This window comes from Streptomyces sp. NP-1717 (assembly GCF_022695985.1).
Lineage (GTDB): Bacteria > Actinomycetota > Actinomycetes > Streptomycetales > Streptomycetaceae > Streptomyces.
In genome coordinates, this window is record NZ_JAAPBF010000005.1 from 45,598 (window position 1) to 69,499 (window position 23,902).

Annotated in this window: 24 protein-coding genes; 20 read left to right on the forward strand and 4 right to left on the reverse strand. The window is 69.9% G+C overall.

Annotated elements, in window-relative coordinates:
* The first annotated feature begins 153 nt into the window (after positions 1–153).
* The 5 genes from dop (at position 154) to prcA (ending at position 4,238) form a co-directional block, all read left to right on the forward strand.
* Positions 154–1,665 (forward strand): depupylase/deamidase Dop, encoded by a 1,512-nt coding sequence (dop, locus tag GXP76_RS01970; RefSeq protein ID WP_242569627.1) that lies wholly within the window; start codon positions 154–156, stop codon positions 1,663–1,665.
* Between the two features lie 133 nt (positions 1,666–1,798).
* The gene (locus GXP76_RS01975) at positions 1,799–2,017 is read left to right on the forward strand and encodes a ubiquitin-like protein Pup (protein WP_242569628.1); all 219 of its coding nucleotides are present in this window, start codon (positions 1,799–1,801) and stop codon (positions 2,015–2,017) included.
* Positions 2,018–2,024: 7 nt separating this feature from the next.
* Complete coding sequence (locus GXP76_RS01980; RefSeq protein ID WP_242569629.1) at positions 2,025–2,618, forward strand: endonuclease VII domain-containing protein; 594 nt, start codon at positions 2,025–2,027, stop codon at positions 2,616–2,618.
* Positions 2,570–3,415 carry a proteasome subunit beta gene (gene prcB / locus GXP76_RS01985; protein WP_242569630.1) on the forward strand — a complete coding sequence of 282 codons (846 nt, stop codon included), beginning with the start codon at positions 2,570–2,572 and terminating at the stop codon, positions 3,413–3,415. The genes GXP76_RS01980 and prcB overlap by 49 nt, the downstream gene beginning before the upstream one ends.
* A 52-nt stretch (positions 3,416–3,467) precedes the next feature.
* Complete coding sequence (gene prcA / locus GXP76_RS01990) at positions 3,468–4,238, forward strand: proteasome subunit alpha (protein ID WP_078078163.1); 771 nt, start codon at positions 3,468–3,470, stop codon at positions 4,236–4,238.
* Between the two features lie 94 nt (positions 4,239–4,332).
* On the opposite strand, the gene GXP76_RS01995 is transcribed toward prcA, so the two are convergent.
* Positions 4,333–5,388, reverse strand: coding sequence for a LacI family DNA-binding transcriptional regulator (locus tag GXP76_RS01995; protein WP_242569631.1), 1,056 nt, complete (start codon positions 5,386–5,388; stop codon positions 4,333–4,335).
* Positions 5,389–5,547: 159 nt separating this feature from the next.
* Between GXP76_RS01995 and GXP76_RS02000 the strand changes: the two genes are divergently transcribed.
* The 13 genes from GXP76_RS02000 to GXP76_RS02060 all read left to right on the forward strand — a co-directional run bounded on the left by GXP76_RS02000 (position 5,548) and on the right by GXP76_RS02060 (position 18,087).
* Positions 5,548–6,819 (forward strand): MFS transporter, encoded by a 1,272-nt coding sequence (locus GXP76_RS02000; protein WP_242569632.1) that lies wholly within the window; start codon positions 5,548–5,550, stop codon positions 6,817–6,819.
* 9 nt (positions 6,820–6,828) lie between these two features.
* Positions 6,829–8,190, forward strand: coding sequence for a Pup--protein ligase (gene pafA, locus GXP76_RS02005; protein ID WP_023542813.1), 1,362 nt, complete (start codon positions 6,829–6,831; stop codon positions 8,188–8,190).
* A gap of 123 nt (positions 8,191–8,313) precedes the next feature.
* A complete protein-coding gene (locus tag GXP76_RS02010) occupies positions 8,314–9,249 on the forward strand; it encodes an FKBP-type peptidyl-prolyl cis-trans isomerase (RefSeq protein WP_242569633.1) in 936 nt (311 codons plus the stop codon).
* A gap of 43 nt (positions 9,250–9,292) precedes the next feature.
* A complete protein-coding gene (locus GXP76_RS02015; protein WP_242569634.1) occupies positions 9,293–9,667 on the forward strand; it encodes an FKBP-type peptidyl-prolyl cis-trans isomerase in 375 nt (124 codons plus the stop codon).
* A 134-nt stretch (positions 9,668–9,801) separates the two neighbouring features.
* Positions 9,802–10,758 carry a YafY family protein gene (locus GXP76_RS02020; RefSeq protein ID WP_242569635.1) on the forward strand — a complete coding sequence of 319 codons (957 nt, stop codon included), beginning with the start codon at positions 9,802–9,804 and terminating at the stop codon, positions 10,756–10,758.
* A gap of 18 nt (positions 10,759–10,776) precedes the next feature.
* The gene (locus GXP76_RS02025) at positions 10,777–11,742 is read left to right on the forward strand and encodes a YafY family protein (RefSeq protein WP_242569636.1); all 966 of its coding nucleotides are present in this window, start codon (positions 10,777–10,779) and stop codon (positions 11,740–11,742) included.
* A gap of 29 nt (positions 11,743–11,771) precedes the next feature.
* Positions 11,772–12,023: a hypothetical protein gene (locus tag GXP76_RS02030; RefSeq protein WP_242569637.1), complete on the forward strand. Its 252-nt coding sequence runs from the start codon at positions 11,772–11,774 to the stop codon at positions 12,021–12,023.
* A gap of 54 nt (positions 12,024–12,077) precedes the next feature.
* Positions 12,078–12,275, forward strand: a complete 198-nt coding sequence (locus GXP76_RS02035) for a hypothetical protein (RefSeq protein WP_242569638.1) — start codon at positions 12,078–12,080, stop codon at positions 12,273–12,275.
* 207 nt (positions 12,276–12,482) lie between these two features.
* Positions 12,483–12,776 (forward strand): Sec-independent protein translocase subunit TatA, encoded by a 294-nt coding sequence (gene tatA, locus GXP76_RS02040; protein ID WP_078078173.1) that lies wholly within the window; start codon positions 12,483–12,485, stop codon positions 12,774–12,776.
* Positions 12,777–12,888: 112 nt separating this feature from the next.
* Entirely contained in the window at positions 12,889–13,782 is an 894-nt protein-coding gene (tatC, locus tag GXP76_RS02045; protein WP_242569639.1) for a twin-arginine translocase subunit TatC, read from the forward strand.
* Between the two features lie 47 nt (positions 13,783–13,829).
* Positions 13,830–14,726: a diacylglycerol kinase gene (locus GXP76_RS02050; protein WP_242569640.1), complete on the forward strand. Its 897-nt coding sequence runs from the start codon at positions 13,830–13,832 to the stop codon at positions 14,724–14,726.
* Positions 14,727–14,794: 68 nt separating this feature from the next.
* Positions 14,795–17,623, forward strand: a complete 2,829-nt coding sequence (locus GXP76_RS02055) for an RNA helicase (protein ID WP_242569665.1) — start codon at positions 14,795–14,797, stop codon at positions 17,621–17,623.
* Between the two features lie 182 nt (positions 17,624–17,805).
* A complete protein-coding gene (locus tag GXP76_RS02060) occupies positions 17,806–18,087 on the forward strand; it encodes a DUF6355 family natural product biosynthesis protein (RefSeq protein ID WP_242569641.1) in 282 nt (93 codons plus the stop codon).
* Positions 18,088–18,197: 110 nt separating this feature from the next.
* On the opposite strand, the gene GXP76_RS02065 is transcribed toward GXP76_RS02060, so the two are convergent.
* The 3 genes from GXP76_RS02065 to GXP76_RS02075 all read right to left on the reverse strand — a co-directional run bounded on the left by GXP76_RS02065 (position 18,198) and on the right by GXP76_RS02075 (position 21,575).
* Positions 18,198–19,157 (reverse strand): ADP-ribosylglycohydrolase family protein, encoded by a 960-nt coding sequence (locus GXP76_RS02065; protein ID WP_242569642.1) that lies wholly within the window; start codon positions 19,155–19,157, stop codon positions 18,198–18,200.
* A 43-nt stretch (positions 19,158–19,200) separates the two neighbouring features.
* Entirely contained in the window at positions 19,201–19,851 is a 651-nt protein-coding gene (locus GXP76_RS02070) for a fasciclin domain-containing protein (RefSeq protein WP_242569643.1), read from the reverse strand.
* A gap of 92 nt (positions 19,852–19,943) precedes the next feature.
* Entirely contained in the window at positions 19,944–21,575 is a 1,632-nt protein-coding gene (locus GXP76_RS02075; RefSeq protein WP_242569666.1) for a molybdopterin-dependent oxidoreductase, read from the reverse strand.
* Positions 21,576–21,800: 225 nt separating this feature from the next.
* On the opposite strand from GXP76_RS02075, the gene GXP76_RS02080 reads away from it, so the two are divergent.
* Positions 21,801–23,108: an NAD(P)/FAD-dependent oxidoreductase gene (locus tag GXP76_RS02080; RefSeq protein ID WP_242569644.1), complete on the forward strand. Its 1,308-nt coding sequence runs from the start codon at positions 21,801–21,803 to the stop codon at positions 23,106–23,108.
* Positions 23,105–23,857 carry a DUF1365 domain-containing protein gene (locus GXP76_RS02085; protein ID WP_242569645.1) on the forward strand — a complete coding sequence of 251 codons (753 nt, stop codon included), beginning with the start codon at positions 23,105–23,107 and terminating at the stop codon, positions 23,855–23,857. Before GXP76_RS02080 ends, GXP76_RS02085 begins: the two co-directional genes overlap by 4 nt.
* Positions 23,858–23,902: the final 45 nt, after the last annotated feature.

Here is a 23,902-nt window from a genome sequence, read left to right on the forward strand (position 1 = left end):
GGAAACGATCTCCCCACCGGTGCGAAGGCGTTTTAGGCTCTTCGGTACCGCCACGTCGCGCAGTGCGGGGACGGGCACCGCACACGCACCGGAGAGACAGCGGTACTTGAGCGGCGTTCCCGAGGGGGAGCACCGCCGGGCAAGGAGGGCCGCATGACCGTACGGCGAGTAATGGGCATCGAGACGGAGTACGGCATCTCCGTCCCCGGCCAACCGAACGCCAATGCCATGCTCACCTCTTCCCAGATCGTCAACGCCTACGCGGCGGCGATGCACAGGGCGCGCCGCGCCCGCTGGGACTTCGAGGAGGAGAACCCGCTGCGGGACGCACGGGGCTTCGACCTCGCCCGTGAGGCCGCCGAGTCCAGCCAGCTCACCGACGAGGACATCGGGCTGGCCAATGTGATCCTCACCAACGGCGCACGGCTCTACGTCGACCACGCGCACCCGGAGTACAGCTCCCCGGAGATCACCAACCCGCGCGACGCCGTGCTGTGGGACAAGGCCGGCGAACGGATCATGGCGGAGGCCGCCGAGCGTGCCGGACAGCTCCCCGGCGCCCAGCCGATCCTTCTCTACAAGAACAACACCGACAACAAGGGCGCCTCGTACGGCACGCACGAGAACTACCTGATGAAGCGGGAGACCCCGTTCTCGGACATCGTGCGCCACCTGACGCCGTTCTTCGTCTCGCGGCAGGTCGTCACCGGCGCCGGCCGGGTCGGCATCGGCCAGGACGGCCACGAGCACGGATTCCAGATCAGCCAGCGAGCGGACTACTTCGAGGTCGAGGTCGGGCTGGAGACGACACTCAAACGGCCCATCATCAACACCAGGGACGAGCCGCACTCGGACGCCGAGAAGTACCGCAGGCTCCATGTGATCATCGGAGACGCGAATCTCTCGGAGATCTCCACCTATCTCAAGCTCGGGACGACGTCCCTGATCCTGTCCATGATCGAGGACGGGTTCATCAATGTCGACCTGGCCGTGGACCAGCCCGTCCGTACGCTCCACCAGGTCTCGCACGACCCGTCCCTGGCCCGTCTGATCACTCTCCGCAGCGGCCGGACACTCACCGCGGTCCAGCTCCAGATGGAGTATTTCGAACTGGCTCGCAAATACGTGGAGGAGCGTTACGGCGCCGACGCGGACGAGCAGACCAGGGACGTACTGGGCCGCTGGGAGGACACGCTCAACCGCCTGGAGAACGACCCGATGAGCCTGTCGGGAGAGCTGGACTGGGTGACCAAGAAGGAGATCCTGGAGGGCTACCGCCGCCGCGACTCCCTGGAGTGGGACGCGGCACGGCTCCATCTGGTGGATCTCCAGTACTCGGACGTACGGCCCGAGAAGGGCCTGTACAACCGTCTGGTGGCCCGCGGCAAGATGAGCAGGCTCCTGGACGAGCCGGACGTCGAACGGGCCGAGACGAAGCCTCCTGAGGACACACGCGCGTACTTCCGTGGCCGCTGTCTGGAGCAGTACGCGGACGACGTGGCAGCGGCCTCCTGGGACTCGGTCATCTTCGACCTGCCGGGCCGGGACTCCCTCCAGCGGGTACCGACCATGGAACCGCTCCGGGGCACCCGCAACCACGTGAAAGAGCTCCTGGACAGGTGCCGCACGGCCGAGGACCTGGTCCGGGTGCTCTCGGGCGGCTGAAATGGTCCAGGTCCGGGAATCATGGGAGTGGCCCCCGGACGTTGCAAGAACTGCGGGGCCGATGTCGGACCCTGCTTGTAGGGTCGGATCTTGAAGGTCACATCGAGCGGGGCAACCGAGCGGGGTGAGGGTTATGGCGACCAAGGACACCGACGGCGGACAGCAGAAGGCGACGCGTTCCACCGAGGAGGTCGAGGAGACGGCCGAGGACGCACAGCAGTCCGAGGACCTCAAGGAACGCCAGGAGAAGCTGTCGGACGACGTGGACTCCGTGCTGGACGAGATCGACGACGTCCTTGAGGAGAATGCCGAGGATTTCGTTCGGTCATTTGTCCAAAAAGGCGGCGAGTAGTTAGTAAATGTCCGAATTGGGCGATGCCAAGAGATGCTCTCGATGTCAGCGGGTGCTGGAGCGAGAGGCGTTTGCGAGCAATCGCTCGACCAGCGACGGGCTCCAGGCTTATTGCAGGAGCTGCGCCGCCGACTACTACCGTCAGCGACAAGAGGCGAAGGGACGCGCGGTGCGGGTGAAAGTGCCCGTACCGCGGGGCCATAAGCGCTGTCCGCAGTGCGAAGAAGTCAAAGCACACTCGGAGTGGGAACAGAACGCGGCGACGTCAGACGGTTACGCGAGCTACTGCAGGAAGTGCCGGGCTACTCGGCTCCAGCAGTCCTACTTCAAGCGGAAGTACGGCATCACCATGGCCCAGCGCGACGAGATGATCTCGGCGCAGATGGGCGTCTGCGTCATCTGCCTATCTGCTCCCGCCGCGCATGTGGATCACTGCCACGAGACGGGTAGGGTCCGGGGCGTACTGTGCTTCAACTGCAATTCGGCCATTGGCAAGTTGGGGGACGATCCCGACACCCTGCGCCGTGCAACCGCATACCTGGAGGGAAACGCGTGGAAGCCAACACTCGTAGCACCGGGCGTCTGCCGGCTGCCTTCCTGACGCCCGGCTCGGCCTCGTTCATGGACTTCCTGTCCGTCCACTCGCCGGAGATCCTGCCGGGCAACCGGGTGCTGCCGCCCGTCCAGGGTGCGATCGAGGCTCCGCACGGGACGACGATCGTCGCCGTGACGTTTGCGGGCGGGGTCATCCTCGCCGGTGACCGCCGGGCCACCATGGGCAACATGATCGCGCAGCGCGACATCGAGAAGGTCTTCCCGGCCGACGAGTACTCGGCCGTGGGCATCGCGGGTACGGCGGGTCTCGCCGTGGAGATGGTCAAGCTCTTCCAGCTGGAGCTGGAGCACTTCGAGAAGGTCGAAGGCGCGCAGCTCTCCTTCGAGGGCAAGGCCAACCGGCTCTCCACGATGATCCGCAGCAATCTCGCGATGGCCATGCAGGGCCTGGCCGTCGTCCCGCTCTTCGCCGGCTGGGACGTCGATCGTGAGAAGGGCCGTATCTTCTCGTACGACGTGACGGGCGGCCGTTCCGAGGAGCACGGGTACGCGTCCACCGGATCGGGCTCGATTTTCGCGCGTGGCGCGATGAAGAAGCTGTTCCGGGACGATCTGACGGAGGAGCAGGCCGTCACCCTCGTCATCCAGGCGCTCTACGACGCGGCCGACGACGACTCGGCCACCGGCGGTCCGGATGTCGCCCGCAAGATCTATCCCATCGTCAACATCATGAGTGACGAGGGTTTCCGCAGGGTGACCGACGAGGAGTCCTCGCGGATCGCCCGCTCGATCATCGAGCGCCGGCTGGAGCAGCCCGACGGCCCGCGCGCCGAACTGCTCTGATCCCGGCCTCCGCCGAATAGACATGTCACTGACAGGAAGGGACGGATAGCCGGTGTCGACGCCGTTCTATGTCTCACCCCAGCAGGCCATGGCCGACCGGGCGGAGTACGCCCGCAAGGGCATCGCCCGCGGTCGCAGCCTGGTTGTGCTGCAGTACGCCGACGGCATCGTCTTCGTCGGTGAGAACCCGTCCCGCGCGCTGCACAAGTTCAGCGAGATCTACGACCGGATCGGGTTCGCCGCCGCCGGTAAGTACAACGAGTACGAGAATCTGCGCATCGGCGGTGTCCGGTACGCGGATCTGCGTGGATACACCTACGACCGTGACGATGTGACGGCGCGTGGGCTGGCGAACGTCTACGCGCAGACGCTGGGCACGATCTTCTCCAGCGCGGGCGAGAAGCCGTACGAGGTGGAGCTGGTTGTCGCCGAGGTGGGTCCGACGGCCGACGGTGACCAGATCTACCGGCTGCCGCACGACGGGTCGATCGTGGACGAGCACGGTTCGGTGGCCGTCGGTGGCAACTCGGAGCAGATCAGTACGTTCCTCGACCAGCAGCACCGCGACGGGATGTCGCTGGCCGAGGCGCTGAAGCTGGCGGTTCAGGCTCTGTCCCGGGACACCAACGGCAGTGAGCGGGAGATTCCCGCGGAGCGGCTGGAGGTCGCGGTCCTGGACCGGACCCGGCCTCAGGAGCGCAAGTTCAAGCGGGTCGTGGGCCGTCAGCTGGCCCGCCTCCTTGAGGCGGACGGTGCGGCGTCCACGCCGACCGACGCTCCTTCGGACGAGGAGTCGGAGGAGTCGTCCGGCGACGCCGAGTAGAGAGCATCGCGGTTCTTCCGGTGCCCCGATCCGCCCGTGCGGTTCGGGGCACCGGTCCGTTCGGCGCTTGTGGCGCGGCGAGGTGCGGTGCGGCTCAGGCGGCGGGCGGGGGCGCGGTCGAGCCGCGGATCACCAGGGACACGGGCAGGACGGTGTTCTCGGGTTCGCGTCCGTCGAGGATGGCCAGCAGGGCGGACATCCCGTGTTCTCCGACGCGCTCGGCCGGCAGCCGTACGGTGGTCAGTTCCGGCTCCACCGCCGTGGCGAGCGCGAGGTCGTCCATGCCGGTGACGGAGACGTCGTCCGGGACCCGCAGGCCGAGCTTGCGCACGGCCTTGACGGCGCCCGCCGCGAGGACGTCGCTGTCGCAGATCAGGGCCGTGGGCCGGGGGCCTGGACCGCTGAGCGCCCGTTCGGCGGCCTCCCGCGCGGCGTGCACCTCCAGGGGCGAGGGCACGGTGCGTACGACCGCGTCGGGCACGCCCTGTACGGCCCCGGCCAGCGCGTCGGCCCTGACGGTGAACGTCCAGGAGGTGACGGCCGAGGCGAGGTGGGTGATCCGGCGGTGGCCGAGCCCGAGCAGATGGCCCGTCACCTGCCGCATGGCGTCGGCGATGTCGAGGTTCACGTGTGCGGCGGCGCCGGATCCGGCGGGGTCGCTGTCGAGCATCACCAGCGGCAGGTCGGTGCCGCGGATGGCGGCGAGCGCGTCGGTCGCGATGGACGAGGCGATGACGCCGTCCAGCGCGGCGCGTGCGGAGGCGAAGGGGTCCTTGGCGGGCCCGACGCCCTCGGGTGAGGGGTAGAGGACCACGCCGAAGCTGTGCTCGGCGGCGACCGTCGCGGCGCCGGTGTAGACGCGGGCGAAGAACTCGTGGGTGAGCGCGGGCACCACCAGCAGCGCGGTCCTGGTCCGGCCGAGCCGCAGGCTGCGGGCGGCGAGGTTGGGCCGGTAGCCGAGTTCGCGCGCGGTGTCCCGGACGAGTCCGGCCGTGCGTTCGGAGACCCGGCCGGGCCATTTGTCGCCGAGGACGAGGGAGACGGTGGCCTGGGAGACCCCGGCGGCCCGGGCGACGTCCCTGCTGGTCGGTCGCGCGGGGCGCGCGGCCGTGCCGGGACCGGGCCGGTCCGTGCCGGGCGGCTCTGCCATGCGTGTCGTCCTCCGTGTGACTGCCGCGGACGGGGGCGCCCGGACCGCGCGACCCGTCAAGTCTGTGGACCCGCGGGCTGCGGACATGGTACGTATGACACCGGAAGTTATACGTAAAACTTGGCTGCGCCGGGTGAACCGGGGGAGAGAAGGGGAGTCATGGCCGCAGGCTATGTGGACATTCTCAGGGCGCCGCACGCCGCGCGGCTGCTCACCGGCACGCTCGTCGGGCGCCTGCCCAGCGCCACCGGTCACATCGCGATCGTCCTGTTCACCCGCGAGGCGGGCGGCAGCTACACCCTCGCGGGCGCTCTGGCCGCCGCCTACGGGCTGGCCACGGCGATCGGCCAGCCGCTGCTCGGCCGCGCCGTCGACATGGTCGGCCAGCCGCGTGTGCAGCTCCCCGCCGCGCTCGTCTCCGCCCTCGGCATGGTCCTCCTCGCCGTGACGGGGATCGAGCCGCTGGTCCCGGCCTACGCGGCGGTGGTCGTCGCCGGCTTCTTCACCCCGCCCCTCGAAGGCGGCCTGCGGGCCCTGTGGCCCAGTGTCCTCGGCCGGGAGGACCGGGTGCACCGGGCGTACGCCATGGACGCCGTGGCGCAGGAGGTGATGTTCACGGCGGGCCCGCTGCTCGTCACCCTCCTCGTCTCCCTCTGGTCGCCCGCCGCCGCCCTCCTGGTCATCAACGCCATCGGTGTCCTCGGCGCGCTCACCGTCGTGCTCTCCAAGCCCTCGCGCGCCTGGCGGTCCGCCCCTCGCGAGGCGCACTGGCTCGGCGCGCTGCGCTCGCCCGGGCTCCTCGCGCTCCTCGCCGCTTTCCTCTTCATCGGTCTGGCGCTCGGCTCCATCACCGTCGCGGGGGTGGCGTACGCGGACGACCAGGGCCGCGAGTCCGTGTACGGCTGGCTGATGGCCGCCCTCGGCCTCGGCGCGCTGCTCGGCGGTCTCGTCTACGGGGCCAGGCAGTGGACCGGCACCCCCGAGCGCAGGCTGCTGTGGATCACCGCGCTGCTCGCGGCCGGTTATCTGCCCCTGATGCTCACCCCGGGCGTGGTGGCCATGACGGCGCTCGCCGCGCTCTCCGGTGTCTTCCTGGCGCCCGCGCTGGCCTGCGCGTTCATCGTCGTCGACCGGCACGCCCCGCGCGGCACGGTCACGGAGGCGTTCTCCTGGCTCGTGACCACCTTCGGGGTCGGCGCCGCGTTCGGTACGGGAGTGGCCGGTCCGGCGGTCGAGTACGCCGGGACGCCGGCGGGCTTCGCCGTCGCGGGGGCGGGCGGTGTGGCGGCGCTGCTGGTTCTGCTGGTGACCCGGAGCGTCCTCGCGGCTCCCCTCACCGGCGCCGGGAGCGACGCGACCGCGGAAGCCGGATACGAAAATGATCGCAACGGTGCGGCCCAACACGGTTTCAGCTCAGGCCATCAGGCGTAATGTTCAGACATGGACCGCCGCATTTTCGGGCTGGAGAACGAGTACGGCGTCACGTGCACCTTCAGGGGACAGCGCCGGCTGTCACCTGACGAAGTGGCGCGCTACCTCTTCCGCCGTGTTGTGTCATGGGGCCGCAGCAGCAACGTCTTCCTGCGGAACGGCGCCCGCCTGTACCTCGACGTGGGATCGCATCCGGAATACGCGACACCCGAATGCGACAACGTGACCGAACTGGTCACCCACGACAAGGCGGGCGAGCGCATTCTGGAAGGCCTGCTCGTCGACGCCGAACGCCGCCTGCACGAGGAGGGAATCGCGGGCGACGTCTATCTGTTCAAGAACAACACCGATTCGGCTGGAAACTCCTACGGCTGCCACGAGAATTACCTCGTCGCCCGCCACGGGGAATTCTCCCGGCTCGCGGACATCCTCATCCCGTTCCTCGTCACCCGGCAGCTTCTCTGCGGCGCGGGCAAGGTGCTGCAGACCCCGCGTGGCGCGGTCTACTGCGTCAGTCAGCGCGCCGAGCACATCTGGGAGGGCGTCAGCTCCGCCACCACCCGTTCCCGTCCGATCATCAACACCCGTGACGAACCGCACGCCGACGCGGAGCGCTACCGCCGGCTGCACGTCATCGTCGGCGACTCGAACATGTCCGAGACGACCATGCTCCTCAAGGTCGGTGCCACGGATCTCGTGCTGCGCATGATCGAGGCGGGCACGGTCATGCGTGACCTCACCCTGGAGAACCCGATCCGGGCGATCCGCGAGGTCAGCCACGACATCACCGGCCAGCGCAAGGTGCGCCTGGCCAGCGGGCGTGAGGCGTCCGCGATCGAGGTCCAGCGGGAGTACTACGAGAAGGCGGTGGACTTCGTCGACCGCCGGGGCATCCGTACCGGCACCGTGGAGCAGGTGCTGGAGCTCTGGGGCCGTACGCTCGACGCGATCGAGGCCGAGGACCTGGACCGGATCGACACCGAGATCGACTGGGTCATGAAGTACAAGCTCATCGAGCGCTACCGGGCCAAGCACAACATGACCATGTCCCACCCGCGGGTCGCGCAGATAGACCTCGCCTACCACGACATCCACCGCCGCCGGGGGCTCTACTACCTGCTGGAGAAGCGCGGCCAGGCGGCCCGGATCTGCAACGACATGAAGATCTTCGAGGGCAAGTCGGTGCCTCCGCAGACCACCCGGGCGCGGCTGCGCGGGGACTTCATCCGGCGGGCCCAGGAGCAGCGGCGGGACTTCACCGTCGACTGGGTCCATCTCAAGCTCAATGACCAGGCGCAGCGCACCGTGCTGTGCAAGGACCCGTTCCGCTCGGTGGACGACCGGGTGGAGAAACTGATCGCCGGTATGTGACCTCCGGCGGTCGACACTGAAGTCCGGAACACGACTCGGGCCCCGTACGTTCCTCGTGCGGGGCCCTTGGCACGCCCTAGAGTGTCGAGGAACTTAACCTTCCGTCTGAGATCTGAGGAATTCGTGCGCCGACTTGCCGGCCTCGTCGTCATCCCCCTACTGCTGCTGTCCACGGCGGCATGCGGTGACGACGGAGGCTCCGACTCAACCTCGTCCAAGAACGGGCTTCCCGAGATCACAGCGGGCGCCAAGTTCGGTGAGAAGCCGACCCTGGGGAAGGGGGAGGGGACGCCGCCGAAGGAGCTTCAGACCGATGTCATCAGTGAGGGTGACGGCGCGAAACTGAAGAAGGGTGACGCGATCCAGGTCAACTACCTGGGGCAGTCGTGGGACTCGGCGAAGCCGTTCGACAACAGCTTCGACCGTAAGGCGCCCTTCGATCTGACGCTGGGCGCCGGCATGGTCATCCAGGGCTGGGACAAGGGCCTGGAGGGCCAGAAGGTCGGCAGCCGTGTCGCGCTCGGCATCCCGCCGGAGCTGGGTTACGGGGCTCAGGGCCAGGGCGACATCAAGCCCAACGCCACGCTGGTCTTCGTCGTCGACATCCTGAAGGCGACGCAGGTCCCGACCACGGCCAAGGGCAGCGAGGTCGCGCAGGACAACATCGATCTGCCGAAGGTCGGGGTCAACGCGGACGGCAAGGCGCCCAAGGTCACGGTCCCGAAGACGGATCCGCCGAAGAAGCTCGTCTCCAACTACGTGCTGGAGAGCAAGGGCGAGGTCGTCAAGGAGACCGACTCGGTCGTGCTGAACTACGAGGCGCTGCTGTGGAAGGACGCCAAGACGTTCGACAGCACGTACAAGAACGGCAAGACCGTGACGTTCCCGCTGCCGCAGCTCACCCTCAAGGGGCTGAAGGACGGCGTCGTCGGCAAGAAGGTCGGCAGCCGTGTGCTGGTCGTGATCCCGCCGGCCGACGCGTTCGGTGACAAGGAGCAGCAGGGCATCCCCAAGAACTCCACTCTGGTGTTCGCCGTGGACATCCTCGCGAAGGTGTAAGACTGTCCCGGTTGCCCCGTTCATCATTTAGAGGAGCAGTTCAGTGAGCATCGAGAAGCCCGAGATCGACTTCCCGGGTGGCGAGCCGCCGGCCGACCTGGAGATCAAGGACATCTGGGAGGGCGAGGGTGCCGTCGCCAAGCCGGGCGACACCGTCTCCGTGCACTACGTGGGTGTGGCCTTCTCCACCGGTGAGGAGTTCGACGCCTCCTGGAACCGCGGTACGCCGTTGCAGTTCCAGCTCGGTCAGGGGCAGGTCATCTCCGGCTGGGACCAGGGTGTCCAGGGCATGAAGGTCGGCGGCCGCCGTCAGCTGACGATTCCCTCGCACCTCGCCTACGGCGAGCGTGGCGCGGGCGGCGGGGCGATCGCCCCGGGCGAGACGCTGATCTTCGTCTGCGATCTGGTCGCTGTCTGACCTGGGTCCGGTCACTTACGGACACACCGAGGGCCCATGCTGTCCGGCGTGGGCCCTCGGCTTTTACCGCGGGACCCCCGGACGGTACGGTCGACGCGCGGATGCGGCACTATCAGATGAGGTGTAGGGCGTCGATGGCCATTGCCAAGGCCGAGCGGTTGATGAATCTCGCGCTGTGCCTGCTCGGTACCCGGCGCCCGCTCAGCAAGCGCGAGTTGCGCGAGTCCATCGAGGCGTATCTGGAAGCCGGCTCCGACGACAGCTTCAACCGGATGTTCGAGCGGGACAAGGACGATCTGCGCGAACTCGGTCTGGTCATCGAGACGGTGGAGAACCTGGACGGCGAGACCGGTTATCTGGCCCGCCGGGACAGCAACCGGCTGCCGGCCATCACGCTGGACGCCGAGGAGGCCGCGGCTCTCGGACTCGCCGCGAAGGTCTGGCAGCAGGCGCGTCTCGCGGGCGCCGCCAGTGGCGCGCTGCAGAAGCTGCGGGCCGCGGGGATGCCCGAGGCGGAGGATTCGTACGAGGCGCACCACAGCGCCCTGGAGCCGCGCATCCCCGTCCACGAGGCGGCGTTCGAGCCGCTGATGCTCGCCTGCCGTGACCGCAGGCCGGTTCTCTTCGACTACCGCAAGGCCAACGCCGCCAAGCCGGAGCAGCGCCAGGTGGAGCCGTGGACGCTGGAGTGCTGGCGCGGGCACTGGTATCTGGCCGGCTGGGACCGGGAGCGCCGGGCGGAGCGCGTCTTCCGCCTCTCGCGGATCACCGGAAAGGTCCGTTCCAGGGCCGGTGGCTTCACCGCTCCCGTGCCCGACGTGGTCACGGTGCGCGAGACGGTCGAGACCTGGGCGGGGGAGACGGCGACGCGTTCGGCGCTGATCCGGCTGCGTTCGGACTGCGGTTACCCACTGCGTGCCCGGGCGGTGTCGTCGCGGGAACTGGGCGACGGCTGGGACGAGTTGGAGATCCCGTACGGTCATGGTCTGGACGCCTGGCTGGTGGAGTTCGGTCCCGACGTGGTCGTCCTGGAGCCCGCGGATCTGCGGGCCGACGTCGTGGACCGGCTGCGCGCCGTGGCCAAGGCCTGAGGGGAACGCGTACACACCATGGCAGCCAACGCCATCGACCAGACCCGCCGGATGCTCTCGCTGGTGACCTATCTGCGGGAGCGTCCCGGCGCGCACGTCCAGGACGTCGCCCGTGCCTTCGGGATCACCGAGGACGAGCTGATCTCCGATCTCGACGTCCTGCCCATGTGCGGGACGAGTTTCCGTGGCGGGGACCTCCTCGACATCGACACCGACGGGGACCGTATCTGGTGGCACAACCCGGACGACGTGGCCGAGCCGCTGCGGCTGGCCGCGGACGAGGCCACCGCGCTGCTGGTGGCCGCCCGCGCGGTCGCGACCCTGCCGGGGCTGCGGGAGAGCGACCGGCAGGCGCTGCTGCGTGCGACGGCGAAGCTGGAGGCCGCCGCCGGGGAGGTGGCGGGGGCCAGCTCCCGGCTCTCGGTGACGTTCGAGTCGGAGGGCGGTGTCTTCGCGGATGTCGACCGGGCCATCTCGGAGCGGCGCAGGCTGTGGCTGCGTTACTACTCGCCGGCGCGGGACGAGCTGACCGAGCGCGAGGTCGATCCGATCAGGCTGTTCGCGGTGGGCCACACGTACATGGAGGCGTGGTGCCGGCTCTCCGAGGCGCGGCGGACGTTCCGGCTCGACAGGGTGGCCGAGATCAGGCTGCTGGACGCGCCGGCCGCGCCGCCGGAGCTGGAGCTGCGTGATCTGTCGGAGGGGCTGGTGCAGCCGTCCGCCGACGATCCGGAGGTGGTGGTCGAGGTCGGGCCCGGCGGGCGCTGGGTCGCCGAGTACTACCCGCACGACAGCGCGGAGGAGCTTCCCGACGGGGGGCTGCGGATCACCCTGCGTACGCCGGCGCCGGCCTCGCTGCGGCGGCTCGCGCTGCGGCTGGGCCGGGACGGCCGGATCACCTCTCCGCCGGAACTGGCGGAGAGCGCCCGCCGGGCGGCGGGCGAGGCGCTGGCGGCGTACGAGAGCGGTGACGTGAGCCCATGACACGAGGGGAATTGGGGGATTTGTCCGTGATGACTGGTTTCTCTGCTTCGGTGGCCATGGTGCCGGTCCTCTTCCAGGCCGCCTGTCCCGAGTGCCGTGCCCGGTTCGAGCTCTCGGCCGGCGCGCTGCGGCTCGCGATCGGCGCCAGCCGCCGTACGACCTTCTACTCGTTCACCTGCCCCGAGTGCGAGACGGCGGTGCGCAAACCCGCCGGCGAGCGCATCGTGGAACTGCTCACCGGGGGCGGCGTACGGACGCTGCGCCTGCATTCCACGACCTAGCGGTATCGACCCGGCCTGATCCCCCGGACAGGCCCCTCGGAAAAGGCTCCTCGCATGTTCTGGCCCATGCTCGCCGTCGCCCTCGGGTTCTGCGGGATCGCCGTACTCGGCGTTCTCGCGATACGGGTCTTCGTCGAGGCCCGGCGACTCGGTCACCAGGTCGCCTCCACCACACGGCGGATCAACCGGGCGGCGGAGGAACTGGAAGTGGCCGCCACGCATCTCGCGAAGACCGGAGACGCCATCCGATAAATGAATGCACCCTCCCTCCATCGTCAGTTCGGGCGGTAGGCTGACGAAGCGGTCCCGGACTGGAGGCGGGGGCCGCCGTAGGGAGTACGCACAGGCATTGCCCTGCGTTTACCCCTGCGGGTTACGATCGCTGCCAGCACGGTGCCCGGACAGATGTCCGGATGTCGTCGCAGACCCCCTGTCGCCTCGGTGAAGAAGGTAATCGCTATGGGTAGGCTCGGCCCCACCGAGATCATCCTTATTCTCGTCGTCATCATCCTGCTCTTCGGCGCCAAGAAGCTTCCCGACATGGCCCGTTCACTCGGCAAGTCGGCGCGCATCCTCAAGAGCGAGGCGAAGGCGATGAAGTCCGACGAGAACAAGAGCGGCACGGCTCCGACCGACCCGCCGACCGCCTCCGCCGACCCGGACCAGCCCGCGCCCCGGACCATCCAGGCCGCGCCCGGCGATGTCACCAGCTCGCGCCCCGTCGCGGAGCCCACCGACTCGACCAAGCGCTGATCCGACCACCGGGCCGATGCACGCACCGGGCACGGTGACGGCCTTCCGCACGAGATGAGGACGTGGGTTGCCCAAGTCTGCCCGCACAGAAGAGAAGGATCCCGAGGGGCGCATGCCGCTCGTGGAGCACCTTCGTGAGCTGCGCAACCGGCTGTCGAAAGGGCTGCTCGCGATCGTCGTGGTGACGATCGTGGCCGTGTTCTACAGCGAGCAGATCATGTCGTTCCTCTCCGAGTCGGTCCCCAAGTGTGAGAACGGGCTCCAGGAGAGCGACGGCGGCAACTGCGCGGTCGTCTCCTTCAACACCCTCACCTCGCCGTTCACCACGACGATCCGGGTCAGCCTCACCGCCGGCATCATCGCGGCCAGCCCGATCTGGCTCTACCAGCTGTGGGCGTTCATCGCCCCGGGCCTGCACAAGAACGAGAAGAAGTACACGTACGCGTTCGTCGCGAGCGCGGTGCCGCTGTTCACGGCCGGTGCCTACCTGGCCTACATCATCCTGCCGATCAGCGTGAAGGTGCTCATCAGCCTCACGCCGGAAGGCTCGTCCAACATCCTCTCGCTCGACGAGGTCCTCGACTTCACCACCCGTATGGTGCTGGTCTTCGGTCTCGCCTTCGAGCTGCCGCTGGTCCTGGTCATGCTCAACATGACCGGCATCGTCACCGGCCGCAGGATGGTCGGATGGTGGCGCGGCGTCGTCATGGGCGTCTTCGTCTTCGGCGCGGTGATCACCCCTACGACCGACCCCGTGGGCATGCTCGCGCTGGCGGGCCCCATCATCGTCCTCTACTTCGGCGCGGTGGGCTTCTCGCTGGTCAACGACCGGCGCAGGCGGCGCAAGAACCCGGACGCGGACCTCGACGACGACGAGGCGTCGGACCTGGACCACACCCCGGAGAGCGTCGGGAGTGTCGAACCGGTCGCCTCCGTGCCCGCCCTTCCCGAGCAGGCGGACAGCAGCCGCACCAGCCGTGTGAACGGCTACGACGACATCACCTGATCCGGACGGACCGGACCGCGCCCGACAGTGACCCGTGGGACCCGCCCGTGACCAGTGAGATCAGCCTGTTCGTCAATCCCACCGCCGGGCGCGGCCGGGGAGCCCGTGCCGCGCAGCCCGCCGCCCGCGCGCTCCGCGACGCCGGGTACTCCGTCCGTACGGTGCTCGGAGCCGACGCCGGGGACGCGCTGCGGCGCGCACGCGAGGCCGTCGCGGCGGGCACCGGCGCGCTGATCGCCGTCGGCGGGGACGGTCTGGTCTCCCTCGCCCTCCAGGCGGTGGCCGGTACGGACACCCCGCTCGGCGTCGTCGCCGTCGGCACCGGGAACGACTTCGGCCGGGCGCTCGGCCTGCCGGTCCGGGACCCCGCGGCGGCCGGGCGGATCGCCGCCGACGCGCTCAAGCACGACGGGATCCGGGACGTGGACCTCGGCCGGGTCGCGGGGCGGTGGTTCGGGACCGTACTCGCCTCCGGATTCGACTCACGCGTCAACGACCGCGGCAACCGCATGCGTTGGCCCAGCGGCCGCGCCAAGTACGACCTGGCGATGATCGCCGAACTCGCCGCCTTCCGCCCCGCCCCGTACCGCATGACCCTGGACGACGGCACCGAGCGGGAGATCGAGGCGACCCTGGTCGCCGTCGGCAACGGCCCCTCCTACGGAGGCGGCATGCGGATCTGCGCCGGCGCCGCCATGGACGACGGGCTCTTCGACGTGACCGTCGTCGGGGACTGCAGCCGCGCCACCCTCCTGAAGGTCTTTCCGCGCGCGTACCGGGGAACGCATCTGAGCCACCCCAAGGTCACCGTCCACCGCACCTCGAAGATCACCCTGGCCGCCCCCGGTCTCACCGGCTACGCCGACGGGGAGCCGCTCGGACCGCTCCCGCTGACGGCGCGGTGCGTCCCCGGGGCCGTACGGGTACTGACCCCCGGGCCCTGAGGGGCCCCGCCAGCTCACCCATAAAGATCGCCTGACTGTCAGAGGGGACGGGTAGGCTCGTGAGCAAGATGACAGAGGACCTCACACCGGCCGAGCGTTACGCGGCGGCCCGTATCCGGGCAGCCGAGCAGGCCACCGCACTCGCGCCGTTCCGCGAGATGTACGAATTCGGCCTCGATCCGTTCCAGATCGAGGCATGCCAGGCGCTGGAGTCCGGCAAGGGCGTCCTGGTGGCGGCGCCCACGGGCTCGGGCAAGACGATCGTCGGCGAGTTCGCCGTGCACCTGGCCCTCGCCGAGGGCCGTAAATGCTTCTACACCACCCCCATCAAGGCACTGTCCAACCAGAAGTACGCGGACCTGGCGAAACGCTACGGCGCCGACAAGGTGGGCCTGCTCACCGGCGACAACAGCGTCAACTCGGACGCCCCGGTGGTCGTCATGACCACCGAGGTCCTGCGCAACATGCTCTACGCGGGATCGCAGTCGCTGAGCGGACTCGGCTATGTGGTGATGGACGAGGTGCACTACCTCTCCGACCGGTTCCGCGGCGCCGTCTGGGAAGAGGTGATCATCCACCTCCCCGAGTCCGTGACCCTGGTGTCCCTGTCGGCGACCGTCTCCAACGCCGAGGAGTTCGGTGACTGGCTGGACACCGTCCGTGGCAGCACCGCGGTGATCGTCTCCGAGGACCGCCCCGTGCCGCTGTGGCAGCACGTCTTCGCGGGCCGCCGGATGTACGACCTCTTCGAGGAGAGCACCGACCACGGAGGCCGCGGCGGGGCGCGCCGGGAGGTCAACCCCGACCTCGTCCGCCTGGCCCGGATGGAGAACCAGAAAACGTACAACCCGCGGGACCGCCGCCGCGGCAAGATGGTCCGCGAGGCCGACCGGGAGCGCGAGCGCAGACAGCGCGGCCGGATCTGGACCCCGGGCAGGCCCGAGGTCATCGAGCGGCTCGACGCCGAGGACCTGCTGCCCGCCATCACCTTCATCTTCAGCCGGGCCGGCTGCGAGGCCGCCGTACAGCAGTGCATGTACGCCGGACTGCGGCTCAACGACGACAGCAGGCGGGCCAGGGTCCGCGAGATCGTCGAGCGGCGCACCGCGTCGATCCCCACCGAGGACCTGCACGTCCTCGGGTACTACGAGTGGCTCGAGGGTCTGGAGCGCGGCATCGCCGCCCACCACGCCGGCATGCTGCCCACGTTCAAGGAAGTCGTCGAGGAGCTGTTCGTACGGGGCCTGGTCAAGGCCGTGTTCGCCACGGAGACCCTGGCGCTCGGCATCAACATGCCCGCCAGGTCGGTCGTCCTGGAGAAGCTCGTCAAGTGGAACGGCGAGCAGCACGCGGACATCACCCCCGGCGAGTACACGCAGCTGACCGGCCGCGCCGGACGACGCGGCATCGACGTCGAGGGCCACGCGGTGGTCCTGTGGCAGCGCGGCATGGACCCGGGCGCGCTCGCCGGCCTCGCCGGCACCCGCACGTATCCGCTGCGCTCCAGCTTCCGGCCGTCGTACAACATGGCGGTCAACCTGGTCCAGCAGTTCGGCCGGCACCGCTCGCGCGAACTGCTGGAGACCTCGTTCGCACAGTTCCAGGCGGACAAGTCGGTCGTCGGGATCTCCCGTCAGGTCCAGCGGAACGAAGAGGGGATGGAGGGCTACCGGGCGGGCATGACCTGCCACCTGGGGAACTTCGAGGAGTACGCGCGGCTGCGCCGCGACCTCAAGGACCGCGAGACGGAGCTGGCCAAGCAGGGGGCGGTGCAGCGGCGGGCCGCCGCCGCGTCCTCCCTGGAGAAGCTCAAGCCCGGCGACGTCATCCACGTCCCGACCGGCAAGTTCGCCGGTCTCGCCCTGGTGCTCGACCCCGGACTGCCCGCCGGGCGGGCGGGCGGACACCGGGGTGTGGAGTACCACGACGGCCCCAGGCCGCTGGTGCTGACCGCCGAGCGGCAGGTCAAGCGGCTCGCGTCGATGGACTTCCCCGTGCCCGTCGAGGCGCTGGACCGGATGCGGATCCCCAAGAGCTTCAACCAGCGTTCGCCGCAGTCACGCCGTGACCTGGCGTCCGCGCTGCGCACGAAGGCCGGTCATGTCGTCCCGGAGCGGCACCGCAAGGGGCGCGCGCCGGCGGCCGACGACCGTGAGATCGCCAGGCTGCGCACCGCGCTGCGGGCGCACCCCTGCCACGGCTGCGACGAGCGCGAGGACCACGCGCGCTGGGCCGAGCGCTACCACCGGCTGCAGCGGGACACCCGTCAGCTGGAGCGGCGCATCGAGGGCCGTACGAACACCATCGCCCGCACCTTCGACCGGATCGTCGCCCTCCTCACGGAGATGGACTATCTGCGCGGCGACGAGGTCACGGGCAACGGGAAGCGGCTCGCACGGCTCTACGGCGAGTTGGACCTGCTCGCCAGCGAATGCCTGCGCGAGGGCGTGTGGGAAGGACTCTCCCCGGCGGAACTGGCCGCGTGCGTCTCGGCGCTGGTCTTTGAGGCGCGCCAGTCGGACGACGCGGTGGCGCCCCGGCTGCCCAGCGGCGCGGCGAAGACCGCGCTCGGCGAGATGGTCCGTATCTGGGGCCGGCTCGACGCGCTGGAGGAGGACTTCAAGATCAATCAGGCGGAGGGGGTCGGGCAGCGTGAGCCCGACCTCGGCTTCGCCTGGGCCGTGCACATGTGGGCGTCCGGCCAGGGTCTGGACGAGGTACTGCGGGACGCCGAGATGCCGGCGGGAGACTTCGTCCGCTGGTGCAAGCAGGTGATCGACGTCCTCGGACAGATCGCGGCGGCGGCGCCCCGCGAGAACAGCACGGTCGCGAAGAACGCGCGCAAGGCGGTCGACGGGGTGCTGCGCGGGGTGGTGGCGTACAGCTCGGTGGGGTGACGGCCGACGTGCGGGGACCGGCCGACCGGTCCCCGGTGCCGGCGGGCGGCGGTCGTCCGGTTGAGTGATCTGTCGGCCACGTACGGGTGAAACACGCGATTACTCAAGGTAGTTGATGCGACGCTCTCCGTGAGCACCGATTCCGGTGTCCGGGTTCCACGCACTCAACAAGGAGTAGCCGCATGCGAGTTCGTCAGTCCCTCCCCGCCCTCGTCGGCGCTGTCGCCATGGTCCTGGGCATGTCCACCGCGGCGTCCGCCGCGCCGTCGGCCGCGACCCCTTGCGGGTACTACTCGACGTCCAGCGACTCGTACTACAACCACTGCACGAATGACGGCTCACGCATCGTCATCGAGGTGGAGGTGTCGGGCTGGAACTACGAGCAGTGTGTGGGCCCCGGTATCACCTGGCTCGGCTCGAAGAGCAAGGTCAGTGACGCGTGGTACGTCGGCCGCACCTGCTGACGTCTGGTCACTGACTCACTGACTCACCGATTCGCCGATTCGCCGATGTCACCGCGGGGCCCGGACGCCGAGAGACGTCCGGGCCCCGCGGCACGCCGGTCGCGCCGGTGTCAGGCCGTCAACGACTCCGCGAGCCGGGCCAGTTCCGGCGTACGCAGCACCCGGTCCCCGTATCCGGGCAGGACCAGATGGAGCGGCTCCGTCCAGCGGCGGGGGATCGCGGAGAAGCCGTACACGGCGCCCGCGAGCGCGCCGGTGACCGCCGCGACCGTGTCCGTGTCGCCTCCCAGATCGATCGCCGCCGCCAGCGACGCCTCGAACGAGCCGGTCGTCCGCAGCGCCCAGAGAGCCGAACCCAGACAGGGCCAGACCGCTCCGTTGAACTCCGTCGCGTCGTCGGGATGCCAGCCGGGGTCGAGCACGGTGGCCCAGCGCGGACGGTGCTCCTCGTCCACGTCCCGGAGTGCGGCGGGGACGGCGGCCACCGGGTCGCCGCCGTCCAGTGCCACCCGGATCAGCTCGTGCAGGACGGCCGTGCCCTCCCACGCTGCGGCGTCGCCGTGGGTGAGCGCCGCGATCCGGCGGGCGGCCGACATGGTGGCCTCGCGCCCCTCCGCCGCGAAGTGCACGGCAGGGGTGGCGGCGCGCATCAACGAGCCGTTGCCGGCGGCCCGTCCGGAGCGCTGGAAGTGGATCGGGGCCGCGAGATCCCACGGATCGCCGCTCGTCAGGACCTCCTCGGTCTGGAGCCCGATGTCCTTGGGGCCGCCCGCCGCCCAGCGGCGGAACCGGTCGAAGATGTCGGGCAGATCGAGGCCCCCGCTCTCCAGCAGGGACTCACCGATCAGCACGGCCATCTGCGTGTCGTCGGTGGCCTCGCCCGGCTCCCAGCCGCCGCCTCCGCACATCTCGCCCACACCGTCGGGGAAACGGGCGGAGAACGCGCCGGCCGGGCCGAACTCGAAGGGTGCCCCGAGCGCGTCGCCGGCGGCCGAGCCGACGACCGCTCCGAGCGCCCGGTCGCGCCGAGCCGTGCCGTCCGAGGGGAGCGGCTGATCCACGGGGGTCATCCGGCCAGCATAGGGAGACCGGACAACGCCCGTGGACAGGGGACTACTTCGGCATCAGCACCGTGTCGATGATGTGCACCGTGGCGTTGGCCGTCGGGACGTCACCGCAGACAACACTTGCCGAGTCGTTCACCTTGTACGAGTCGCCGGAGCCCGCCGTGGTCAGCGTGCTCTTCTGGAGGGTGTCGTACGTGCCGCTCTCCAGCTGCTTCTTGGCCAGCTTCTCGCCCACGACGTGGTAGGTGAGGATCTTGGTGAGCATCTCCTTGTCCGCGAGGACGGCGTCCAGGTCGGCCTTCGGGATCTTGGCGAAGGCGTCGTTGGTGGGCGCGAACACCGTGATGTTCTCCGCGGTGTTGAGGGTGTCGACCAGACCGGCCTTCTTCACCGCGGTGACCAGGGTGGAGAGCTCCGGGTTGTTGGACGCGGCGGTCGCGACCGGGGCCTGCCCCATGCCCTCGAAGCTGCCCGGACCGGTCTTCGGCACCGACGCACAGGCCGGGCCGAACGGCCCGTCGGCGGCGTCGCCCGCCGCGTCGTCGGCGGTCTCCTCGGGGGCGGCCGTGTCCTCGGCCGCGGACGAGGACTCCGCCTTGCTGTCCTTGTCGTCGCTGGAGCAGGAGGTGAGCGCCAGCGGAAGGGCGACGGCTGCGACGACGGTGACGGCGGCACGCTGGAAACGGGTGATCTTCATGTCAATCTCCTTGGAATTCCGTGCTGTTCGAGCAGGGGGTGGCACAGGGGTGCCGGGAATCGGTGGTCGGTGCGGTACTCGGTGGGGAGCGCTCAGTCGACGGCGACCACCACCGAGTGCCGGCCGGTCGCGCCGTTGGGTACGGTCCCCACGCGCTTGTCGGTCTGGGTGTCGCCGTCCCGGTCCGTCGCACGGACTTCGAGGGTGTGGTTGCCGGGAGTGGCGGGCCATTCCCACATCCACTGGCGCCAGGTGTCCACGCTGTCCTCGGCGGCGAGCTCGGCCGGGTTCCACTCGCCGCCGTCCACGCGCACCTCGACCCGCTCGATACCGCGGTGCTGCGCCCACGCCACTCCGGCGACGGTCACCGGGCCCGCCTTCGGCGAGGCGAAGGGGCGCGGCGTGTCGATCCGCGACTGGGTCTTGACGGGCGCCTCACGGGACCAGTCGCGCTTGACCCAGTACGCGTCGTAGTCGGCGAACGTGGTGAGTTCGAGGTCTTCCAGCCACTTGCACGCCGACACGTACCCGTAGAGGCCGGGGACGACCATCCGGACCGGGAAGCCGTGGTCGAACGGCAGGGGTTCGCCGTTCATGCCGACCGCGAGTATCGCGTCGCGGCCGTCCATGACCGCGTCGACCGGGGTGCCGATGGTCATGCCGTCCACGGAGCGGGACACCAGCTGGTCGGCGGGACCGCCCTTCGACGGCGGCCGCACACCGGCCTCACGCAGCAGGTCGGCCAGGGGGACGCCGATCCAGCGGGCGTTGCCGACGTACGGGCCGCCGACCTCGTTGGAGACACAGGTCAGCGTGATGTCCCGTTCGATCAGCTTCCGTTGGAGGAGATCCTGGAAGCCGACCGTGAGCGGTCGGGCGACGCCCTTGCCGTGGATGCGCAGACGCCACTTGCCGGCGTCCACCCGGGGCACGACCAGGGCGGTGTCCACCCGGTAGAAGTCCTTGTTGGGCGTGGTGAAAGAGGTGAGGCCGCGGATCCCCAGATCCGCCCCGGCGGGTACCGCCTCGGCCGGTGAGGACGGTGCGGGCAGCACGATCGTGCGGCGTGAGGCGGCGGCCTCGGCCGCCCCCGATGCGTTGAGCCGCCGCCCGAGGAGACCGGCTCCGGCGGACGCCGCGGCGGCGGCCGTCGCGGCGATGACGAATCCGCGCCGGTCGAAGGTGCCGCTGTCCGTGCCGGCCGTCGCCGCGTCGCCGGTTCCCGTGCCGGCCGTTTCCGCGGCCTTCCCGGCCTCGTCGGCCGTTCCGTCCGCCCCCCGATCCCCGTGGGGGGACGGACGGAAGGCGAGCCGTCCGGCCAGCAGATACAGCACTCCACAGGCCGTCAGACCGCCCACGACCGAGGGCAGGGCGTCGGAGAGACGGCCGTCCGGCCGTTCCACCGCCGCCAGCGCCCCGATCGCGCCGAAGACCAGGACCGCCGCCGAGCCGACCCTCCGGTACCGCAGCGAGGCCACTCCGACCGCCATGGCGAAGAGCGCCAGGAGGGCCAGGATGCCCAGTTGCAGGACCAGCTTGTCGTCGTTGCCGAAATTGCGGACGGCGAAGTCCTTCACCGGCGCGGGTGTGCGGTCGATGACCGCGCCGCCCACCGCGGTGACGGGACCCGCCTCGGGCCGTACGGCCGCCGAAACCAGCTCGGCGACGCAGAGCGCCACGAGCCCGGCGATCAGTCCGCCGAGCGCGGCCAGGGCGCCGCGCACCACTCGTACGCCACGCGCCCCATGGCCGGCCCCGCTCGTCGGATCTTTCTGATCTTCGCTCACACCGGCCATTCGGTGCGAGATGCAAGGCGGATTGGTCCATCACCCGAAGGAATTAAAAGTAGGACTGGCAGAAGAAAGATCGCTCCACGACCAATCCATCGGCCGCCGTGGCTCGAATCCTCCCTGAGGGGCTGTGCCCGAAACCGCGTCGGAGGGAATCGTATGAGTGGGGAAGGCCCGCGCCTGCGTACCGCGGTCGTGGGTGGCGGAGTCGCCGGACTGACCGCCGCCTACGTACTGCGGCGCTCGCACGAGGTGTCGCTGTACGAGGCGGACGAGCGTCTCGGCGGCCACGCCCACACCCACGACCTGATGTCGTCGGACGGCCGGACACAGAGTGTCGACTCCGGGTTCATCGTCCACAACGAACGCACCTATCCGCTGCTGCTGCGGCTCTTCCGCGAACTGGGCGTCACCACCCAGGAGTCGGAGATGAGCATGTCCGTGCGGTGCGACGGCTGCGGACTCGAATACGCGGGTGCCCGGGGGCTGCCCGGCCTGTTCCCGCGCCCCGGCCATGTCCTGCGCGGGCGGTATCTGCGGATGCTCACCGAGGTGCCCGCCTTCCACCGCAGGGCACGACGGCTGCTCGCGGACGACGAGGACCCCACGTACGACGCGTCCGGGCCCCGTCCCGACGAGACCATGACGCTGGGGCGTTTCGTCGTGGACGGCGGGTTCTCGCCGTACTTCGTGTCCCACTTCCTGACACCGCTCGTCTCGGCCGTCTGGTCCTGCGACGCCGGAACGGCCCTGCGCTACCCGGCCCGCTACCTCTTCCGCTTCCTGGACCACCACGGTCTGCTGTCCGTCAGCGGCTCACCGGTCTGGCGCACGGTCAGCGGCGGATCGCGCGAGTACGTCGAACGGATCGGCAAACAGCTCGACGCCGTCCACACGGCGGCCCCGGTCCGGTCCGTACGGCGCGGCCCGCGCGGCGTCGAGGTCACCACGGCCGACGGCTCCACGCGGCGTTACGACTCGGTCGTCGTCGCCGTCCACCCCGACCAGGCCCTGCGGCTGCTGGCCGACCCCACCGACGACGAACGGCGGGTGCTCGGCGCCTTCCGCTACTCGCGCAACGCCACCGTGCTGCACACCGACACGAGCGTGCTGCCCCGCAGCCCGCGCGCCCGCGCCTCCTGGAACCTGACCATGCCGTCCTGCGAGGCGGACGCCGGCCGCGTACGGGTCAGTTACGACATGAACCGGCTGCAACGCCTCGACGCCCCCGAGAACTTCGTGGTGTCGCTGAACGGCGCCGACCGCGTCGGCGAGGACCGCGTGCTCGCCCGGATGACGTACGAACACCCCGTCTACACACCGGAGTCGGTGGCCGCCCAGCGCCGGCTGCCCGGGCTGGGCGGGCCCGTCACGGCGTACGCCGGGGCGTACCACGGGTGGGGATTCCACGAGGACGGCTGCCGCTCGGGTGTCGAGGCCGCCGCCGCGCTGGGAGTGACCTGGTGAGCGCCGCCGTTCCCGCGCTCTACCCGTGCACCGTCACCCATGTGCGGACCGCGCCGCGCCGCTACGACCTGCGGTTGCGCACCTACATGTGGCTGATCGACCCCGACCGCCCGCCCCGGCTCCCCCGGTTGCTCAGTCCGCTGGCCCGCTTCGATGCCCGCGACCACTTCGGCGGTGCGTCACCGACGATCCGCGCCGGACTCGAGACGTATCTCGCGTCGCGCGGCGTGGAGCTGGCCGGCGGGCGGGTGGTGATGCTCGCGCACGCCCGCGTCCTCGGGCACGTCTTCAACCCGCTGACCCTGTACTGGTGTCACGGGCCGGGCGGCGAACCGCTCTGTGTCGTGGCCGAGGTGCACAACACCTACGGCGAGCGGCACTGCTATCTCCTTCGGCCCGGCGACCGGGCCGAGGGAGCGGACGACAGCACCTTCCGGGTGGACAAGGAGCTGTACGTCTCGCCCTTCTTCCCCGTCGACGGCGGCTACCGGATGCGGCTTCCCGAACCGGGGGAGCGGCTGGGGCTGACGGTCCATCTGGAACGGGACGGGGGAAGGCCGTTCACCGCGACCGTACGCGGCGTGCGGCGCGCGGCGACCCCCTGGACGCTGCTGCGGACCGTGCTGCGTCACCCGCTGTCCACCGCCGTCGTCTCCGCCGGTATCCGCTACCACGGCATCCGTCTCTACCTGCGCGGCCTTCCTGTGCGGCCCCGTCCCCTACACCGCCCCCAGGAGGGTGTGAAATGAGCGTGCACGTCTCCCCGCCGTCGCCGACCTCGCCGGAGCCTCCGG

Bases quoted from the DNA above. Each gene is read 5' to 3' on its own strand.
- dop (WP_242569627.1), top strand. From the start codon at position 154: ATGACCGTACGGCGAGTAATGGGCATCGAGACGGAGTACGGCATCTCC.
- GXP76_RS01975 (WP_242569628.1), top strand. From the start codon at position 1,799: ATGGCGACCAAGGACACCGACGGCGGACAGCAGAAGGCGACGCGTTCC.
- GXP76_RS01980 (WP_242569629.1), top strand. From the start codon at position 2,025: ATGTCCGAATTGGGCGATGCCAAGAGATGCTCTCGATGTCAGCGGGTG.
- GXP76_RS01995 (WP_242569631.1), bottom strand. From the start codon at position 5,388: ATGGCAGAGCCGCCCGGCACGGACCGGCCCGGTCCCGGCACGGCCGCG.
- GXP76_RS02000 (WP_242569632.1), top strand. From the start codon at position 5,548: ATGGCCGCAGGCTATGTGGACATTCTCAGGGCGCCGCACGCCGCGCGG.
- pafA (WP_023542813.1), top strand. From the start codon at position 6,829: ATGGACCGCCGCATTTTCGGGCTGGAGAACGAGTACGGCGTCACGTGC.
- GXP76_RS02020 (WP_242569635.1), top strand. From the start codon at position 9,802: ATGGCCATTGCCAAGGCCGAGCGGTTGATGAATCTCGCGCTGTGCCTG.
- GXP76_RS02025 (WP_242569636.1), top strand. From the start codon at position 10,777: ATGGCAGCCAACGCCATCGACCAGACCCGCCGGATGCTCTCGCTGGTG.
- GXP76_RS02030 (WP_242569637.1), top strand. From the start codon at position 11,772: ATGACTGGTTTCTCTGCTTCGGTGGCCATGGTGCCGGTCCTCTTCCAG.
- GXP76_RS02035 (WP_242569638.1), top strand. From the start codon at position 12,078: ATGTTCTGGCCCATGCTCGCCGTCGCCCTCGGGTTCTGCGGGATCGCC.
- tatA (WP_078078173.1), top strand. From the start codon at position 12,483: ATGGGTAGGCTCGGCCCCACCGAGATCATCCTTATTCTCGTCGTCATC.
- tatC (WP_242569639.1), top strand. From the start codon at position 12,889: ATGCCGCTCGTGGAGCACCTTCGTGAGCTGCGCAACCGGCTGTCGAAA.
- GXP76_RS02055 (WP_242569665.1), top strand. From the start codon at position 14,795: ATGACAGAGGACCTCACACCGGCCGAGCGTTACGCGGCGGCCCGTATC.
- GXP76_RS02060 (WP_242569641.1), top strand. From the start codon at position 17,806: ATGCGAGTTCGTCAGTCCCTCCCCGCCCTCGTCGGCGCTGTCGCCATG.
- GXP76_RS02065 (WP_242569642.1), bottom strand. From the start codon at position 19,157: ATGACCCCCGTGGATCAGCCGCTCCCCTCGGACGGCACGGCTCGGCGC.
- GXP76_RS02070 (WP_242569643.1), bottom strand. From the start codon at position 19,851: ATGAAGATCACCCGTTTCCAGCGTGCCGCCGTCACCGTCGTCGCAGCC.
- GXP76_RS02080 (WP_242569644.1), top strand. From the start codon at position 21,801: ATGAGTGGGGAAGGCCCGCGCCTGCGTACCGCGGTCGTGGGTGGCGGA.